Origin of the sequence: Paenibacillus sp. GCM10027628, assembly GCF_042676385.1 — a bacterium.
Taxonomy (GTDB): Bacteria; Bacillota; Bacilli; order Paenibacillales; family NBRC-103111; genus Paenibacillus_E.
Map to the genome: position 1 here is coordinate 18,828 of NZ_JBHTHA010000082.1, position 17,666 is coordinate 36,493.

The following is a 17,666-nucleotide window of genomic DNA, read 5'->3' on the forward strand; positions in this document are numbered from 1 at the left end:
CCTTTAGATGTAAAACATATAATTGTCATTCTTGCCTTCATCCTGAAAAGCAATCAAATTAGCCAGTGTCGTAGAATCGAGTACATCTGCGATACTGTCGCGAATACGAATCCAAAGATCGCGTTTCGCCGGATCATCTTCTTCAGTAAAATCTACAGGGCTGATCGGTCCTTCCAACACTCGAATGACCTCACCTGCTGTGACCTGTTCGGGAGATTTCGAAAGAATATAGCCACCGTATGCTCCTCGAATACTTTTGACCAAACCTGCATTACGCAGCGGAGCCACGAGTTGTTCCAGATAATGCTCGGAAAGCTGATGCTTTTCCGCAATGCTTTTAAGTGAAGTCGGTCCTTCACCGAATCGATTGGCCAGCTCCATCATGATGGTTAATCCGTACCGGCCTTTTGTGGAAATTTTCAAAACAAACACCTCATTCAACATTTATGCCATCAAGGTCGTCCCTATCTTGCTAAACAGCGTTTCCAATTTAAGCAAAAACATTCCTAAACATCCGCATATCATATATATGTTATCATAATTCCTTGTTCTGTGGGGGAAAAACAATGACATTCTCATGAAATATTTTAATTTTGCACAAGGGGCATGTATAATAGGTGAGAGTCCGGCAAGTTAGAAAAGAGGTCTAGAACAATGAGCAAAAAAACACGGGTTATTCTCGGCATGTCCGGAGGCGTCGATTCTTCCGTCGCAGCGCTCCTGCTTAAGGAGCAAGGCTACGAAGTTATCGGCATTTTCATGAAAAATTGGGACGATACCGACGAATTCGGCCATTGCACCGCTGAAGAAGATGCAGAGGATGTCAGAAGGGTATGCGATCAGCTCGATATCCCTTTTTATACAGTTAATTTTGAGAAGCAGTATTATGACAAGGTGTTCGCCTATTTCTTGGACGAGTACACCAAGGGTCGTACTCCGAACCCAGATGTCATGTGCAATCGGGAAATCAAATTCGGCGAGCTGCTGCAAAAGGTAATGGATCTGGGCGGCGATTACCTCGCCACAGGCCATTATGCGCAAGTGAAAGAAGAAAATGGAGAATATGTGCTGCTTAGAGGCAACGATCCGAACAAAGATCAAACCTATTTTTTGAATGCACTGACGCAGCAGCAATTGTCCAAAGCGATGTTCCCGATCGGACATTTGCCGAAGCCGAAGGTCCGCGAGATTGCCGAAGCGGCCGGTCTGGCAACTGCGAAGAAAAAAGACAGTACCGGCATTTGTTTCATAGGAGAGCGTGATTTCAAAGAATTCTTGAGCCAGTACCTCCCTGCGAAACCGGGCAACATGGTCGATATCCAGAGCGGAGAAGTGAAAGGACGCCATGACGGGCTGATGTATTATACGCTCGGTCAACGCCAAGGTCTTGGCATTGGCGGTTCCGGTACAGGCGAACCATGGTTTGTCGTAGACAAAGATCTGGAGAAAAATGAATTGTTGGTCGTTCAGGGTGAGCAATACCCAGGGATCTACTCCAAAGGTCTGACGGCTACCGACGTGAATTGGATTAGTCCCGTTAAACCGGTCGGATCTTTCACATGTACGGCGAAATTTCGCTATCGTCAGCCGGATCAGGACGTTACTTTAACTTTTGGCGAGCAAGGAACCTGTGAGGTCGTATTTGATAAGCCCCAAAAAGCGGTGACACCTGGTCAATCCGTCGTTTTCTACGATGGAGAGGTATGTTTAGGCGGAGGCATTATTGATAAGGTGCATAAGTAAACTTATAGTTTGGTGTGAACGCGATTTTTCTGGGTTAACTAACCGTCTTCAAGCGGCATATTTGCTGCTTGAAGACGGTTTTTTGCATTAAGGCCGATAATTATGGCATATAGCCAGGTCGGGCTAGCGTTAGCGCGGTTTTACCGGCTTAGCTGTACCAGACTTGGCTTCGCGATGACTTTAATACGGTTTTGCCGCGTTAAAGTCGCATTCTTGCAGAATATAGCCGTGCCGGGCCAGTGTTAACGCGGTTTTACCGGCTTAACTGGACCAGACTCGGCTTGTTGATGACTTTAAGACGGTTTTGCCACGTTAAAGTCCCATTCTTGCAGAATATAGCCGGGTCGGGCCAGTGTTAACGCGGTTTTACCGGCTTAACTGGACCAGACTCGGCTTGGTGACGACTTTTAGACGGTTTTACCGTGTTAAAGTATAGTGCGCAACAAGCCCGGCTAGTTCCTACAGTTGTTGGAATTTACCTGCAATACAGCAGTATGCTGGCCATACCCTTCGTAAACGATAATTGTGAAGGGTGTGGGTCAATGAACAAAGCAGCAGCCTTATTGCTCGTCCTTTGTACATGTTGGTATGGAGGTCTAGCAGCGACTATTCAAACGAACAACAAAAAAGCATCCGTCATGAAGCAGCCGGATCAAGTTCAGAAGCTTGATCCCGAATATGCTAAATGGAGCCGGATGGCTTTTCACGAAGCTGCGAAGCTTTATACTTTATTGGATTATAAATATTTGGGCCGTTCGGACTTTGCCCCTGGAGTTGCCCAGCAACAATTCCGCTTTTGGGTCAAGAAAAATGACTCCGAGTTTCCGCTAATCGTCTCTATACGCTACAATCCGGTAACCGAAAAAGTATATACGATCCTCATGGAGCAAGAAAAAAGAGGGAACCTGCGGGTGTTATAATAGTGTGTTTAAAAAGTCGGCTTTCAGAACCGAGAAGGCTGGACGATATCCGGAGAAGGAGGAACGGAGCGTAGAGGTTTTCTACGAGAGTACCGGACTTCCCGGATTCTTTCAAGATTCGATGTCGATTCTCATCACGAATCACTTCGTTATGAGATAAACCTATATCGAGGCGATTCAAGGATGAACGACCGTGTCAAGAGGTAGGTTTATTCGCCAATCAGATTTACATCTGATGTGGTCAAAGTTGACTTTTTAAACCTACCTTTATAGACCAGCGGGCTTCCCTCTTCTTTTTTGTTGGTTATGCTTCATTTTTTCTTCGGTCCCTTGTTCACTTGCCGCAAAAATAATCTCATCCATGATTTCATCCGGAAAGTACTGCTGCTCGACATAGTGCCCCGGATAATTATGCGGGTACATGTAGCCTTTATGCCCCAGCTTCTCGGCTCCTTTATAATGCGTATCTCTTAGATGCAGCGGCACATTGGCATTTTTCACCTGCTCCATAAGCGCTTCGGCACGCATAATGGCAAGCGGTATCGAATTGGACTTCGGACTTTCCACGGCAAATAATATTGCCTGGGAAATGACATATTTTGATTCCGGCCAGCCAATCTTATGATAAGCGTCCATAGCCGTGACGGACTGCACCATCGCCTGCGGGTTGGCTAGGCCGATATCTTCGCTGCACATGACGATTAGGCGCCGCAGGAACGTCATGGGATCCATGCCGAGCTTCTCGACGGCATAGAGGAACCAGAACAGCGCGGCGTCACTGGAGCCGCGCAAGCTTTTGTGAAAAGCGGACAGGACGTCGTACTGCGTCGACTCGTCCGCTTTCACGATCGGGCGGCGGATCGATTCCTCCGCCACCTCAAGCGTGATCTGAACCGTACCGTCCGGTTCAGGCGAAGTCGTCAGCGCTGCCAGCTCCAGCGCGTTCAGCGAGCGGCGGATGTCGCCAACGGCCATCCGCGCTATATGCGTGAGCGCCTCCTCGTGCGCGTGGAGGCGCATGAAGCCGAGCCCCTTCACGGGGTCGGCGAGCGCTCGCCGCATGGCGATGAGCGCGTGCTCGGCCGTGAGGGCCTCGAGCTGAAACAGCGTCGAGCGCGACAGCAAAGCCCCGTTCACATGGTGGAACGGGTTCTCGGTCGTCGCGCCGATGAAGATCAGGATGCCCTGCTCCACGGCGGGCAGCAATGCATCTTGCCTCGAGGTGTTGAAGCGGTGCACCTCGTCCAGGAAAAGCGTCGTTTTACGGCCGTACAACGCCTTATTCGACTTCGCCTGTTCAATCACATCCCGCACGTCTTTTACGGAAGCATCGACGGCATTCAGCTTAATAAACTCGCCTTGCGTTCGATTTGCGATGATGTTCGCAAGTGTCGTTTTCCCCGTTCCTGGAGGCCCATAAAGCAGAATGGAAGAGACTTGGTCAGCCTCTATGGCCCGCCTTAGCAGCTTGCCGCGTCCGACAATATGCTCTTGCCCAATATATTCGTCAAGCGTTGTGGGCCGCATGCGATCAGCCAGCAGCTTATTGCTTGGTTCTTGTCCTGATGCATAGGTGAATAAATCCATAATCGGTCATTTCCTTTGCTTATCTCTAGTTTTACATAAGGTCTATTATAACCTCCATCCATTATAGTGTCATCAATGGAACCATTCGACAAAACCCAACATGAGTTTTCGGTAAATCCCGAATCAGATAATATCAATCCCCCGAACATAAAAACCGGATGCCTCTTTGTAACGGAGGCATCCGGTTTTTATGTTTAGTTTTGCTTTTGTCCTTTTTCCAATAGATCCTTCACGGCCACGCTGACCATGATAAGGCCTGCAACAGGAGGTACGAAAGCATTGCTCGCGGGCGGCATTTGCGCTTTGCGAATTTCCGGCGCATTTTCGGGCACGATTTGCTGTGTTACGTCTTCACGCGGCTTAATCGGCTGCTCTGTCGAAAACACAACCTTCACGCCTTTCTTAATCCCTTCCTTACGCAGCTTGTGCCGAACGACACGGGCAATCGGATCCATGCTCGTTTTGGAGATGTCCGCCACTTTGAACTGCGAAGGATCCATTTTGTTCGCTGCGCCCATGCTGGAAACGATAGGAATTTTACGCTCCAGACACTGTTTGATCAAATGGATTTTGTAAGAGATCGTATCGCTGGCATCCAGAACATAGTCCAATGGATACTCAAAGAACTGCTCATATGTTTCTTCCGTGTAGAACATCCGCAGCGCAATAGCGTCGCACTCCGGATTAATAAGTTTAATCCGATCACGCATGAGTTCAGCTTTAGGCTGACCTACGGTCGTCGTAAGCGCATGGATCTGACGATTAATATTCGTGATGTCAACGACATCCTTGTCGACCAGAATGATTCGTCCTACTCCTGTACGCGCTAATGCCTCAGCAGCAATCGAGCCTACGCCGCCGATACCCAAGACAGCCACGGTGCTGTTTTTCATGACTTCGAGGCCTTCCGGGCCAATTGCTAATTCTGTTCTTGAAAATTGATGAAGCATGGGAACACGTCACTTCCTCTTTCTTGATTAGGTATGGGGTCCCCGAAAAGTATTAGGAATAAGCCACAAAGCATAACATCACTTTTTGGGGTTAATTTAGGCTTTAACAGCAGGCTGCTTCAACGCTAAGCGGATAGACAGCTGCTCCAGCTGTTTGTCGTCGACTGTACCAGGTGCATCGGTCAACAGATCGGTTGCGCTTGCCGTTTTCGGGAATGCGATCGTCTCTCTCAAGTTCGTGCGGCCTGTAATCAGCATCACCAAACGGTCGAAGCCGAAAGCGAATCCGCCGTGAGGAGGCGTTCCGTACTCGAATGCTTCCAGCAGGAAGCCGAATTTCTCAACCGCTTCTTCCTTGGAAAAGCCGAGTGCTTTGAACATTTTCTCCTGTACTTCACGTTTGTAAATCCGCATGGAACCTCCGCCCACTTCGTAACCGTTAAGCACCAAGTCGTACGCTTGAGCGCGAATTTGACCCGGATCGGTGTCAAAGAAATGCAGATCTTCTTCCTTCGGACGCGTAAATGGATGGTGTTCAGCCACATAGCGCTTTTCTTCTTCGTCGTAGCCGAGCAGCGGGAAGTCCACAACCCAAGCGTATTTAAATTGGGTATTGTCGATAAGACCAAGATCGCGGCCGATTTTCAAACGGAGGTTGCCCAGCACGTCGGCAACGACTTTCTTCTTATCTGCTGAGAAGAGCAGCAAATCGCCTTCTTCTGCGCCGAGGCGCTCCGTCAAAGCAGCGATCTCAGTTTCATTGAAGAATTTCACGATAGGCCCTTTGAATTCGCCGTCCTTCACTTGGATCCAAGCCAAACCCTTTGCTCCATAACGCGCCGCGAAAGGTCCGAGATCATCGATTTCCTTACGGCTCCATGTGCCGCAGCCTTTAGCGTTCAGCGCTTTGACTTGACCGCCGCCCTTAATGACATTGGCAAATACTTGCACGCCGGATGTCTCAACGATGTCAGATACGTCTTGCAATTCCAGACCGAAACGTAGATCCGGTTTGTCTGAACCGTATTTGCCCATTGCGTCCGCATAAGTGATGCGTTGGAAAGGACGAGGGATATCTTCTCCAGCAGTATCTTTCATCAAGTTTACTACAAGCTCTTCCAAAATATCCAAGAGCTGATCTTGCGATAAGAAGGAAGTCTCGATGTCGACTTGCGTAAACTCAGGTTGGCGGTCCGCACGAAGGTCTTCGTCGCGGAAGCAGCGCGCGATTTGGTAGTAACGCTCTAAACCGCCGACCATAAGCAATTGTTTAAAAATTTGCGGCGATTGCGGCAGCGCGAAAAACTCGCCGGGATGCACACGGCTTGGCACCAAATAATCGCGTGCGCCCTCTGGTGTACTTTTCGTCAAGATCGGTGTTTCCACTTCGATAAAGCCTTGGTCGTCCAAGAAGTTGCGGAATACTTTCGCGGCTTTGGAGCGCAGCATAAGCGTTTTTTGCATCTCTGGGCGACGCAGATCGAGATAACGATATTTCAAACGAACAGCCTCATCGACATCTACGCCGTCTTCAATAAAGAATGGCGGTGTTTTAGCTGCATTCATGATTTCAATCTCGGTTACTTGAATTTCAATTTCGCCTGTCGCAATGTTTTTGTTAACGGTCTCGGCATCACGTTCAACCACTTTTCCTTGAACAGCAAGCACATATTCGTTGCGTGCGCGATCAGCAATGGCAAGCGCATCGCCCGAAAAATCCGGATTAAATACGATTTGCACCAGTCCGCTGCGATCGCGAAGATCGATAAACAGCACGCCTCCCAGGTCGCGTCTTCTTTGTACCCATCCATTCAGTGTAACGGTCTGTCCTACATGGGCCTTTGTAAGCTGCCCGCAATGATGTGTTTTGAGCATCATAATTATATATCCTCCTCATGGGTTGTTTAATTATTTATGTTTCTATGCAAAAAGCGTCTTCGCTGCGTTCGCGGCAAGGTCCGCCAAAGTAACGGTCAGTTGATCTCCCGACTCCATCTTCTTCAAAGTGATTTCTCCGCGAGCCAGTTCGTCATCGCCAAGGATAGCAACAAAGGTCGCATGGAAACGATCAGCCGACTTCATCTGAGCCTTGATTTTGCGGCCCAAATAATCCTTCTCTACGGCAATACCTTGCTGTCTCAGCTGGTAAACCAACTTCGTCACTTCCTTCTCCGCCGCTTCACCCAGGGCAATTACGTACAGATCCAACGGCTCCGGCTTAGGCACTTCGACACCTTGTGCTTGCAGAACAATCAGAATTCGCTCCAGCCCTAGTCCTAAACCGACACCGGGTTGATCATTGCCGCCGATTTGCTCGACAAGACCATTGTAACGGCCACCTCCGCCAATCGTATCAATCGCCCCGATACCAGCTGCTTTATACTCAAAAGCGGTATGTGTGTAATAGTCAAGTCCACGGACAAGGCGAGGATTGATCCGGAATGGAATGCCCATGCCTTCAAGATACTCTTGAACCAGCCTGAAATGAGTCGTACACTCTTCATCCAAATATTGCAGGATATCCGGTGCGCCTTCGCCATATTTCTGATCGATCTTGCAATCCAGGATCCGCATTGGGTTGCGGTCGTAGCGAGATTGGCAATCTTTGCAGAGCTTTTCTTTCACTGGAGCAAAAAACTCTTGCAGCTTCTGACGGTAGACCGTTCTTACCGAAGGCGTACCGACGGAGTTAATCTCTACGGTCACCTCTTTTAACCCGATTTCCTTATAAAACGTATAGCCCAGTGCAATAACTTCAGCGTCGATGCTTGGATCAACGGAGCCGAATGCTTCAATGCCAAATTGATGGAACTGGCGGTATCGCCCTGCCTGCGGTTGTTCATAGCGGAACATGGGCCCCACATAATACAGCTTGCTGACATCAGGCTCGCCATATAATTTGTTTTCTACATATGCGCGGACGACACCGGCCGTTCCTTCCGGCCGAAGTGAAATGCTGCGATCCCCTTTGTCCAGAAAGGTATACATTTCCTTTTCTACAATATCTGTCGTTTCTCCGACCCCTCTGGAAAAAAGCTCTGTATGCTCAAATATCGGAGTCCTGATCTCTTTGTAGTTAAATCTCCGGCAAAGCTCTCTGGCTTTAGCTTCAAGATATTGCCACTTTTCGACCTCTCCGGGGAGAAGATCCTGTGTACCTTTCGGCTTTTGAATGCTCATCTGATAAACCTCCTTCACTTAGTCCCTAAAACATTGAAAAATAAAAAATCCCCCGCCCCCGACTTTTACAGCCAGGGACGAGAGATTTGATAGCCAAATTCACCCGTGGTACCACCCACATTCAGAATTCACACTGACCGCCTGCCAATGCCGCGGCAATGAAATTCTGCTCTTTACGGTTAACGCCCGTTACTCGCACAGTAGCTACTAAGCACATGACAGCCTCTAAGCTTAATCATTGTGCGGTTCCCAACCGGTCCTCAGGGAGGTCTTTTCGTTCGCTCATCATAAGGAAGCTTGCAGCCGAGTCTTCCCTCTCTGATTATGTGGAGGCGAGTTACTTTATCCCTTCAACGGATCACTCAAGTATCGAATTACATTATTGCTTATTGTAATCATTACCAGCTTTAAAGTCAAGGGCGAGCAGCAGTAGGGAATAACCCTGTATTGGCTATTAGTGCGTGTCCGCCCATTTCTGCAGCTCGTCCATGACTGGTTTAAGTCCTCTTCCCTTTTCCGTTAGCTCATACTCAATGCGTACCGGCGTTTCCGGATAAACATGACGGATGATGATCTCAGCAGCCTCAAGCTCCTTAAATCTCTCAGAAAGCATTCGATCGCTCATACTCGGGATGAGTTCTGATATATCTTTAAACCGCTTCGGCCCGGAAAGCAGCACACTAATAATGAGACCCGTCCATCGCTTTCCCAGAAGTTCAAATGCGTTCTCGAATTTAGGACACAGTTGATAGTCTTCCATATGAATCATCTCCTTATAAACAATTTTAACATAGTCGCTTGACAAAAGTAAGTACTTCGTAATAATATACTAACATAAAGTAAGTTGTTAAACAAATTATATCTTATAAGGAGATGTTAGTTATGGCTTTAGGTTTACTTATTATTCGTTTAATTATTGGTTTGACATTCGCGGCACACGGTACCCAAAAGGTATTTGGCTGGTTCGGCGGGTATGGCCCGAAAGGTACAGGCGGATTTTTCGAGTCCATCGGCATCAAACCGGGTGTGCTTATGGCTGTTCTTGCCGGATTAGCTGAACTCGTTGGCGGATTGCTTTTCGCTGCCGGATTATGGACGATTGCCGGTGCTGTACTCATTGTTTTAACCATGCTAGTCGCTATTATTAAGGTTCATGGCAAAAATGGTTACTGGGTTACATCCAACGGGTATGAATATAATTTAATTTTAATCGCCATTGCAGTAGGTGTAGCCCTTATCGGCGCCGGCGATTACTCCATCGATGCTTTGTTATGAGATAAACCTTTAATGCTTAAAACCCTCCCGAAGCTTCTTGTTTTGGGAGGGTTTTTGCTGTAGCAAAGAAAATAGCCTGCAACACAATGTTTGCAGGCCTTCAATTAAATATATATTTTAAAGGGGGTCGAAAATTATTATATCCCCACTTGATTAAGGGTACATGAAAATTAAATTACAATTCCATTACAAAGATTTTCTCCGTGTTTCAAGCAACTTTCGATGTGTTGTCCCCGTATATTCAGCTCATTTTCACATATACATGTACAACAAGGCGATTAACCTTGAATATTCGATCAGGAGGCTGTATGCGATGACAACACAAAACGAGTTTCATGAAGAACGGCAAGATTTGTTGGTGCTCTTCTCGGAAGAAGCCGAAGAAGAAGTAGTAGCTGAAGAAGCGGACGAAGAGGCAGCCGAAGAAGAGGTCGCTGAAGAAGAAGCTGTTGAAGAAGCCGAGGAAGAAGAAGATGCCGAAGAGGCGGCAGATGATGAAGCTGAGGATGGGGAAGCGGAAGAGGAAGCAGCTGAAGAAGACGTAGAGGATACAGAAGCGGACAGTGAAGAAGCCGAAGAGGAATCCGCTGAAGCTGAAGCGGATGCCCCAGATACCGCCGAGTAAATGTAAGCGCAGACAACACCCCCATCTTGAAAAAAGCTAAGAGCCTTGCTACCTGAATGATTGCGGTAGTAAGGCTCTTATTGTATGGTTTATGGTTTACCGGTCAGTCCAACCTTTAAATCTTTAATCAACATATACATATCGGCATTCGTCAGCTTTTGCTTATCCGCAATAAGATTCAATGATGCAGCGGTCAGCAATTGATTACGCAAAAGCTCGACTTGAGCTTGCGCCGCATCTACTTTCATCCCAAGCGCTTGTGCGATTGTGTAGCAGGCTTGATCCAACGTCAAGCCGATTTTGTCGGCATTGTCCAGCTTGGCGATGGATGCCGAAGGATCGCCTTTAAACGCGTCGGGCTTCATTTTCTTTGCACCGCTTACCAGATTAACCATTCGCTTCGGATTCGCCTCATCATCCAAGTGAAAATTATTGTCGTAAGCCCCCGTTGCAAGTCCCAGCATCATCGCGGTTTTCAAACCCTCATATTCTTTATGCTGCATGAACGCCTGCGGCTTCAACGTAAACGGCTTTATCTCCATGCCCTGCCTGTTCAGCTGGTCTTGCAGCTTGGCAACGACTTCTTTGGAAGCGGACATTTGACGGAAAGTCAGCTTTTCTTGCTGAGCCAGCTTTACAGCCGCACCCGCGGCTTCACCTTCGGCCATGCCGTTCGGGATAACACGAGCACTGCCGTGCGGCAGCGTGTCATAGCTGGCGGCCCGACCAACAACTAGCAAACCGTCCACCTTCTGCGGCACGAGGCTGCGGAACGGGATTGCATACTGTGTTGGATGGCAGACAACATTGCCGGAATCCGAAGGTGCAACGCGCTGAATATCGACCGGGTACGATCCAAAGCCAATTCGATCCCATTGATCGCTATTTGTGCACACATCCACGATATTCAAACGATATTCGCCTTGCATATGGCGAGTTTCCCTGACATAGAGCTCTGAAGCTGTGCCGTCTAATTCCACGTTTGCGAATTCAGGGAATGTTTTTTTCATATATGCCACCACATTCGGCAGTTCTTTATTCGCGATGTCGAAAGCTTCTTTTACCGATTGCGGATTAAACGTATCAACATTAAATATTTGCAAAGAGTTCACAAGTGCAGTATCGTCGTTCTCTCTTCCCATGTTGAGCCCTCTCATCTTGGCTCGTTCTTTGTTAATAGGAGGATAACTGCTCATTTCCCCGTAGCCCCATACACTCACATCGTTAACACCGGTATTTGAATTATTGTCTCCATTTAATCTCTTCGCCATCTTGTCCCAAACCTCAGGCGTTATATTTTTTAGACGAAATACTAACGTAACCGCCATCCTTGAATTGGGATCGCCAAGATCTTCCCGGCCAAATGTAAAAGGGACTCCCGCCGCCGCGGCAAAATCGCCATCCTGTGTCGCATCGATGACAGAAGCCGCCTTCACGGTTTGCTTACTGCCATCAGCTAGTGTAAGGGTGGCTCCCTGCACGATCGTCGTCCCCGTCTCGCCTGCCTTCGTGAGAGGCTCTATCTTTTGTGTTTTTAGCAAAACATCAATATTTTTTTCATTACGAACCAAATCGTAAAATGCATTGGCCGCCGTATTCACGTCAAAGGAATCGCCCTCAATTTTAGCGTACCATTCTGAGAAAAAACCTTTGTTGAACACTTCATTCTTGGACAGTGGGCTTGATTTAGGCGCATAGTTCATATCGATGGTGTTAAGTCCGCCGAGCGTCATTAACCCGCCAAGAATATCGCGATTCCTTCCGTCAACAAGCAATGTGGACAATCCGTTCCGAGCTGCGGAAACCGCCGCTGCGATCCCTTCCGGATCGGTACCGACGACGATTACATCATAAGCATCTTTTGCTTTTTTAACTGACTTCACCGCTTCGATGCTTTGCTTCTTCGCATTGTGTCCACTTTTAGCTGAATGATTAAACTGATAATAAAGTGCCGCAGCACCGGCTAGTACTGCAAGTAAAATCAATGTCCACATCAACCAAAGCCATCCATTAGATGATGCGGATTTGTCACGTTGGGAACTGGTCATGAGATCGAAAACACCTTCCTCGTTTACTACTGTTTCTGCAGCTTACTGATCAAAGGCTGATAAGCTTCATTCAACAGTTTGATTTTTTTCTGTGTGTACTCCATGTATGCTTGATTATACACACTGGGCTCTTTCGGATTCGGGAAGCGCTCGATGCGCTGTGGCTCTTGCTCCCCTTTAACATCATCTTCGCCGCGCTGGAACAGAATTTTACTCACTGCACCGCAGCCGAGTCCAATGATGGTTTGACGTTCTTCCATCATCAAAATGTTATACAAACTCTCGCGGCCTTCGAGCGCATATCCGACATTTTCCAAGTTGCCAAGTATATTCTTCTGTCTGTACAAATAATACGGCTCATAACGATGCTGCTGCGTCCACGCTATAGCCCGTTCCATCATCTCAGCGACTTCGTCCCGTTCCGCCACTTCGTATTGATCGCGATTCTTGGTCATGCGCGAAGCCCTTTTGAAGGACAGCGTGTGGACCGTAAGCGATTCCGGCATCAGTTTTTCCGTCTCGTTCAGCGAATGCTGAAGCTCTTTCATGCCTTCATTCGGCAGGCCGATGATGAGATCCATATTGATGTTGTCGAGTCCCATCTCGCGCGCCAGCTTGAACTTCTCAACTGTTTCTTCGACCGTGTGATGCCTGCCGATGGCATCCAGCGTTTCCTGGGTAAAACTTTGCGGATTAATGCTGATCCGGTCAACCCGCCATTTTTTCATCACTTCGATTTTCTCAGGTGTTATCGTATCGGGTCTTCCAGCCTCAACAGTTAACTCGCGCACAGCGCTCATATCCGGAAATGATTCATGCATGGTCACAAACAATGCGTCCATTTCATCAGCTGTAATGCTAGTTGGCGTTCCGCCGCCCCAGTAGATCGTCGTGATCCGCAAGCCTGCATCCTTCATCCATTGGCCCATGATACGCAGCTCTTCGTGCAAACCGTGGAGAAACGAATTTACAGACCCGTTATTACCGCGGATATCGTAGGCTGGGAACGTACAATAAGCGCATTTGGTCGGGCAGAAGGGGATCCCTATATAGACACTCACTTCACGTTCCAAGTGAAAAAGATCAGGAATAACCTGCAGTTGACGCTCGGCAACCTCGACAAGCAAATTGGCTTTCTCTTCGTTCACCAAATATTGCTCGCGCAGGATATTCAGACATGTACCTCGATCGTGTTTCTGCAGCAAATTGTGCATGAGCTTCGTTGGACGAACGCCGGTCAAAATACCCCAGGGCTGCTCGAGCCCTGTCATCTCCTGAAGCGATTGCAGCAGTGCCGTGCATATCGAACGGCGGATTGCCGCTTTACGCCCTTGTGCATCCGCTTTGTCCGCTAATCTCTCATTGCTTCCTGACCAAGTGTCTCCTAGTTTGACATCTTGTACGCGAACTGCTGCACGAACGCTAGTATCGTTATCTTGATTCAGCGAGATCTCAATTCGGATATCCGGATTTTCAAGCGACTCATAACTAATTTCAACTTCCTCAAAAAATAGCCGGTTTATATGAAAAATTTCCGTTGTCAGCTCGTTAAAGCCTATCCGGTTCACTTCAATATTCAATGTAAGGCCCTCCAGTACTTCCAATTCAAACGGTTCTAGTCGTAAAAAACACCACTTGTTAGTTTACCACACTTTCAAGGTGGAGAGAAATCATGGACAGAAGAGCCCATTTTGTAAAAAATAAAGCCTCGGCATTGCGTGGCAGCAGCGCTCGAGGCTTTATGTTTAACGATATGATTTTTTCGGGATGCTCTTCAGCTTCTCCTGAATGGAGGAGAATTCCGCACTCAATTCAACGTCGGCCAGCGCCGGCGCTTGACTCATCCTTTCGGCGAGCGTTGCGTGAAGCAACTGCTGTACAGGGGCTGTCATAGCTTTATGTTTGATCGATTGCCGCATCTGGATGCTCCTAACTGACTAGATTGTACATATCTAGTATGGCCAGTCAGAATGCTATATAACCGTTACTTACTATCGATGATGAGCGTAACCGGACCCCAGTTCGTAAAGTTGACATCCATCATCGCTCCAAATACGCCTGTCTCGACCTTCAAGCCTTGCTCGCGCAGCAGTTCGTTAAACTTCTCGTAAAGCGGCTCGGCCAGCTCCGGTCTTGCCGCCGACATGAAATTAGGCCGCTTGCCTTTGCGGCAATCGCCATACAACGTAAACTGCGATACGGACAATATTTGTCCGCCTGTCTCCAGAACGGACAGATTCATTTTGCCGGTTTCATCTTCGAAAATGCGTAATCCGGACACTTTGTCCGCCAAATATTTGGCATCTTGTTCGGTATCCTCATGGGTAATCCCTACAAGGAGCATGAGCCCGTGATCGATATGGCCTACTACGGCTTCATTGACAATTACTTCGGCCTTTTTACATCGTTGTACGACAACTCTCATCGCTTTATTGAGCTCCTTACATTTTCCATTGAAAAAACTATCTTTGAATCAGAGGCTAAGTTTGCATAATCCTGTGCACGGAGTAAACGTCCTTCACGCGCTTGATTTTCTCAACAACTGCTTGCAGGTGATCAATATTTTTGATCTGTATGGTCATATGAATCGTCGCCATCTTATTTTTGTCTGAGCGTCCGGATACCGCGGAAATCATCGTTTTACTCTCGGAGACGGCTTGGAGCACTTCATTCAGGAAGCCACGTCGGTCATGCCCCGTGATCTCGATTTCGACATTGAAATTGGATTCGATAACATCAGCCCAATCCACTTCGATGACGCGTTCCTCCTCGCCCATGCTCGTCGGGATGTTCGTACAATCGGAACGGTGAACCGATACGCCGCGACCGCGCGTAATGTAACCGATAATCGCGTCGCCAGGAAGCGGATTGCAGCAGCGTGCGAAACGGACGAGCAGGTTGTCGACGCCTTTGACGCGAACGCCGTTAGTTGGTCGGCTCTTGCGCTCCGGAGCCGGTGCCTTGACCTCTTTGACTTCACTGGTCAGCTGTAGCACCTGCGCTTCTTCCGCCTCTTTGCGCAGCTTCTCTGTCAGCTTCGTACATATTTGAGCAGCTGTAATGCCTCCAAAACCAACAGCAGACAGCATGTCTTCGATATCATTGAAATTAAACTTTTTCGCTGCTTCCAGCATCTTGTCGTCGCTCATGAGCGTCGGCGGATCAATCGCCAAGCGCTTCAGCTCGCGCTCGATCATTTCTTTGCCTTTTTCGACGTTTTCCTCGCGCTTTTCTTTCTTGAACCATTGTTTGATTTTACTGCGCGCGTGTGAGGATTGAGCGATCTTGACCCAGTCCTGACTAGGCCCATAAGAGTGCTTGGACGTGAGAATCTCGACAATGTCGCCCGTTTTGAGCTTATGATCGAGCGGAACAATACGGGAATTCACTTTAGCGCCAATCGTTCGGTTACCCACTTCAGTATGAATGCGGTAGGCAAAATCAAGAGGAACCGAGCCAGCAGGGAGTTCAATAACCTCCCCTTTCGGCGTAAAAACGAAAACTAGATCAGAGAAGAAATCCATCTTCATGGATTCCATAAATTCCGAAGCGTCGCTCGTTTCTTGCTGCAGCTCTAGAATTTCTCGGAACCAGCTCATTTTATCCTCGAATGTACCCGCCGGCACGACAGAGCCGCCTTCTTTGTAAGCCCAGTGCGCAGCAATACCGAACTCGGACGTCTTATGCATTTCCCAAGTGCGAATTTGCACTTCCAGAGGCTCGCCTTTCGGACCAATCACCGTCGTATGCAAGGATTGATACATATTCGGCTTCGGCATGGCGATATAATCCTTGAACCGGCCTGGCATCGGCTTCCATAGCGTATGGATAATGCCTAGAGACGCATAACAATCCTTGATACCGTCTACAATAACCCGCAAGGCCATGAGATCGTAGATTTCATTGAACTGTTTGCCGCGCGAGCTCATTTTTTTATAAATACTGTATAAATGCTTCGGACGCCCGGAAATATCGCCTTGGATGCCCATTTCTTCAAGCTTTTCCCGAATACTTTGAATGACATCCTCGATATATTGCTCACGCTCGGTGCGTTTCTTCTGCATCAAATTCACGATCCGGTAATATTGCTGCGGATTCAAATAACGGAGGGCGATATCCTCCATCTCCCACTTAATTGTGGAAATACCTAGCCGGTGCGCGATGGGACAAAAAATCTCCAGCGTTTCCTCCGCAATGCGGCGCTGGCTTTCTTCAGACTGATATTTGAGCGTCCGCATGTTATGCAAGCGATCCGCCAATTTGATCAAAATGACGCGAATGTCTTGCGCCATCGCAACGAACATTTTGCGGTAATTCTCGTTTTGCTGTTCTTCTTTGGACTTAAATTTAATACGCTCCAGCTTGGTCAATCCATCAACCAGCATGGCGCATGTTTTTCCGAATTTATCATGAACGGCTTCGAGCGAAACCGTCGTATCTTCCACGACATCATGTAGCAGTGCTGCAATCACCGAGGTGACATCCATCTGCATGTTCACCAAAATATCTGCAACAGCCAAGGGATGCAGAATATAGGGTTCCCCGGATTTGCGCACTTGGCCATGATGGGCTTCATCGGCAAATTCATAGGCCTCCCGAATCTTTTGCAAGTCATTTTCTTTTAGATAGGTGGCGGCCTTTTCCAACAGCTGCTCTATACCCATGCATCTACCCATTCCCTTTAGTCGATTTTTATTCATTATGCCTGCAAGGCAGGCTCCGAGTCAACTGCTCACCCGCTTACTTTCGACAAAATCACTCTCTTTTCACGAAAGGATTCACTATTTCATCAAATGTATATGACAGTAGTCTCAGATGAACTTAGAAATTCTACTAGTATCAACCATATGGGAGCCAATTAATCCTGTTCCCCTTTTCAACTTTTCGTGTTCTTTGTACAATGAAATCACCTTGAAATGGAACCTTATCTCGCTTTCGTCCAATTGATTCTTCGTTATTTATGGTCATTTGTTCTTTATTCGATCCCAATTCGGTGATTCCCACCCTTTTAGCGTCTTATCGGGCTTTATTAGAGAACATTTATTCTCTAATGCAAAAAGTCGGAAGACAACTATACAATAATAAAAACCGGCTGATGGGGGCTGTTGACAAAAGCCTTTTTTTGAGAAATATGACTTTTAGAAGCCCAATGTTTATGCGGGATCACAAACGTCAATTTCTTCATAAAGGTACTTTGTCAACAGCCCCGATGGACTGGTCCTTATCAAAAACCGTACGTCTGGGAACGAACTTGTCTTTGTCAAACCTCCATCTTTTCGTCTGTAAAGATGAAAAATATCGTCCCTCGGTTTTAAGGTTTTTTCTCATGTATTCTCGC

General features: G+C 47.7%; 16 protein-coding genes. 5 read left to right on the plus strand and 11 right to left on the minus strand.

Translation table 11 applies throughout. The features are described from left to right. Positions 1-3: 3 nt before the first annotated feature. Positions 4-423, minus strand: coding sequence for a cysteine metabolism transcriptional regulator CymR (gene cymR, locus ACFQZT_RS32940; RefSeq protein WP_379307319.1), 420 nt, complete (start codon positions 421-423; stop codon positions 4-6). Between the two features lie 231 nt (positions 424-654). On the opposite strand from cymR, the gene mnmA reads away from it, so the two are divergent. The 3 genes from mnmA (at position 655) to ACFQZT_RS32955 (ending at position 2,823) form a co-directional block, all read left to right on the plus strand. Beyond that, positions 655-1,743: a tRNA 2-thiouridine(34) synthase MnmA gene (mnmA, locus tag ACFQZT_RS32945; RefSeq protein ID WP_379307321.1), complete on the plus strand. Its 1,089-nt coding sequence runs from the start codon at positions 655-657 to the stop codon at positions 1,741-1,743. 542 nt (positions 1,744-2,285) lie between these two features. Then, complete coding sequence (locus ACFQZT_RS32950; RefSeq protein WP_379307323.1) at positions 2,286-2,663, plus strand: DUF3889 domain-containing protein; 378 nt, start codon at positions 2,286-2,288, stop codon at positions 2,661-2,663. A 4-nt stretch (positions 2,664-2,667) separates the two neighbouring features. Beyond that, the gene (locus ACFQZT_RS32955) at positions 2,668-2,823 is read left to right on the plus strand and encodes a hypothetical protein (protein WP_379307325.1); all 156 of its coding nucleotides are present in this window, start codon (positions 2,668-2,670) and stop codon (positions 2,821-2,823) included. Between the two features lie 107 nt (positions 2,824-2,930). Here the strand turns inward: ACFQZT_RS32955 and ACFQZT_RS32960 are convergent, their stop codons facing one another. The 5 genes from ACFQZT_RS32960 to ACFQZT_RS32980 all read right to left on the minus strand — a co-directional run bounded on the left by ACFQZT_RS32960 (position 2,931) and on the right by ACFQZT_RS32980 (position 9,140). Beyond that, positions 2,931-4,250, minus strand: coding sequence for a replication-associated recombination protein A (locus tag ACFQZT_RS32960; protein ID WP_379307327.1), 1,320 nt, complete (start codon positions 4,248-4,250; stop codon positions 2,931-2,933). 194 nt (positions 4,251-4,444) lie between these two features. Next, positions 4,445-5,200 (minus strand): tRNA threonylcarbamoyladenosine dehydratase, encoded by a 756-nt coding sequence (locus ACFQZT_RS32965; protein ID WP_379307329.1) that lies wholly within the window; start codon positions 5,198-5,200, stop codon positions 4,445-4,447. Between the two features lie 96 nt (positions 5,201-5,296). Continuing rightward, on the minus strand, positions 5,297-7,078 hold the full coding sequence (aspS, locus tag ACFQZT_RS32970) for an aspartate--tRNA ligase (RefSeq protein ID WP_379307331.1): 1,782 nt from the start codon (positions 7,076-7,078) through the stop codon (positions 5,297-5,299). A gap of 42 nt (positions 7,079-7,120) precedes the next feature. Next, positions 7,121-8,380 carry a histidine--tRNA ligase gene (gene hisS, locus ACFQZT_RS32975; protein ID WP_379307333.1) on the minus strand — a complete coding sequence of 420 codons (1,260 nt, stop codon included), beginning with the start codon at positions 8,378-8,380 and terminating at the stop codon, positions 7,121-7,123. 454 nt (positions 8,381-8,834) lie between these two features. After that, positions 8,835-9,140, minus strand: a complete 306-nt coding sequence (locus ACFQZT_RS32980; protein ID WP_379307335.1) for a winged helix-turn-helix transcriptional regulator — start codon at positions 9,138-9,140, stop codon at positions 8,835-8,837. Between the two features lie 122 nt (positions 9,141-9,262). On the opposite strand from ACFQZT_RS32980, the gene ACFQZT_RS32985 reads away from it, so the two are divergent. Beyond that, positions 9,263-9,655 (plus strand): DoxX family protein, encoded by a 393-nt coding sequence (locus tag ACFQZT_RS32985; protein ID WP_379307337.1) that lies wholly within the window; start codon positions 9,263-9,265, stop codon positions 9,653-9,655. A 313-nt stretch (positions 9,656-9,968) separates the two neighbouring features. Further along, on the plus strand, positions 9,969-10,280 hold the full coding sequence (locus tag ACFQZT_RS32990; RefSeq protein ID WP_379307339.1) for a hypothetical protein: 312 nt from the start codon (positions 9,969-9,971) through the stop codon (positions 10,278-10,280). Positions 10,281-10,369: 89 nt separating this feature from the next. Here ACFQZT_RS32990 and ACFQZT_RS32995 read toward each other — a convergent pair whose 3' ends face one another. The 5 genes from ACFQZT_RS32995 to ACFQZT_RS33015 form a co-directional block, all read right to left on the minus strand. Further along, complete coding sequence (locus ACFQZT_RS32995) at positions 10,370-12,274, minus strand: FAD-dependent oxidoreductase (protein WP_379307341.1); 1,905 nt, start codon at positions 12,272-12,274, stop codon at positions 10,370-10,372. 80 nt (positions 12,275-12,354) lie between these two features. Further along, a complete protein-coding gene (locus ACFQZT_RS33000) occupies positions 12,355-13,908 on the minus strand; it encodes a coproporphyrinogen III oxidase (protein WP_379307343.1) in 1,554 nt (517 codons plus the stop codon). 165 nt (positions 13,909-14,073) lie between these two features. Continuing rightward, the gene (locus tag ACFQZT_RS33005) at positions 14,074-14,247 is read right to left on the minus strand and encodes a hypothetical protein (protein ID WP_379307345.1); all 174 of its coding nucleotides are present in this window, start codon (positions 14,245-14,247) and stop codon (positions 14,074-14,076) included. 65 nt (positions 14,248-14,312) lie between these two features. Further along, entirely contained in the window at positions 14,313-14,753 is a 441-nt protein-coding gene (gene dtd / locus ACFQZT_RS33010; protein WP_379307347.1) for a D-aminoacyl-tRNA deacylase, read from the minus strand. 55 nt (positions 14,754-14,808) lie between these two features. After that, positions 14,809-16,992 carry a RelA/SpoT family protein gene (locus ACFQZT_RS33015; RefSeq protein ID WP_379307349.1) on the minus strand — a complete coding sequence of 728 codons (2,184 nt, stop codon included), beginning with the start codon at positions 16,990-16,992 and terminating at the stop codon, positions 14,809-14,811. Positions 16,993-17,666 lie beyond the last annotated feature (674 nt).

What these genes read in the sequence shown, in the direction of transcription:
- ACFQZT_RS33005 (WP_379307345.1), bottom strand. Translation starts at nt 14,247, where the DNA reads ATGCGGCAATCGATCAAACATAAAGCTATGACAGCCCCTGTACAGCAG.
- ACFQZT_RS32980 (WP_379307335.1), bottom strand. Translation starts at nt 9,140, where the DNA reads ATGGAAGACTATCAACTGTGTCCTAAATTCGAGAACGCATTTGAACTT.
- ACFQZT_RS32950 (WP_379307323.1), top strand. Translation starts at nt 2,286, where the DNA reads ATGAACAAAGCAGCAGCCTTATTGCTCGTCCTTTGTACATGTTGGTAT.
- ACFQZT_RS32965 (WP_379307329.1), bottom strand. Translation starts at nt 5,200, where the DNA reads ATGCTTCATCAATTTTCAAGAACAGAATTAGCAATTGGCCCGGAAGGC.
- ACFQZT_RS32985 (WP_379307337.1), top strand. Translation starts at nt 9,263, where the DNA reads ATGGCTTTAGGTTTACTTATTATTCGTTTAATTATTGGTTTGACATTC.
- ACFQZT_RS33015 (WP_379307349.1), bottom strand. Translation starts at nt 16,992, where the DNA reads ATGGGTATAGAGCAGCTGTTGGAAAAGGCCGCCACCTATCTAAAAGAA.
- dtd (WP_379307347.1), bottom strand. Translation starts at nt 14,753, where the DNA reads ATGAGAGTTGTCGTACAACGATGTAAAAAGGCCGAAGTAATTGTCAAT.
- ACFQZT_RS32990 (WP_379307339.1), top strand. Translation starts at nt 9,969, where the DNA reads ATGACAACACAAAACGAGTTTCATGAAGAACGGCAAGATTTGTTGGTG.
- hisS (WP_379307333.1), bottom strand. Translation starts at nt 8,380, where the DNA reads ATGAGCATTCAAAAGCCGAAAGGTACACAGGATCTTCTCCCCGGAGAG.
- mnmA (WP_379307321.1), top strand. Translation starts at nt 655, where the DNA reads ATGAGCAAAAAAACACGGGTTATTCTCGGCATGTCCGGAGGCGTCGAT.
- ACFQZT_RS32995 (WP_379307341.1), bottom strand. Translation starts at nt 12,274, where the DNA reads ATGTGGACATTGATTTTACTTGCAGTACTAGCCGGTGCTGCGGCACTT.
- ACFQZT_RS32960 (WP_379307327.1), bottom strand. Translation starts at nt 4,250, where the DNA reads ATGGATTTATTCACCTATGCATCAGGACAAGAACCAAGCAATAAGCTG.
- aspS (WP_379307331.1), bottom strand. Translation starts at nt 7,078, where the DNA reads ATGATGCTCAAAACACATCATTGCGGGCAGCTTACAAAGGCCCATGTA.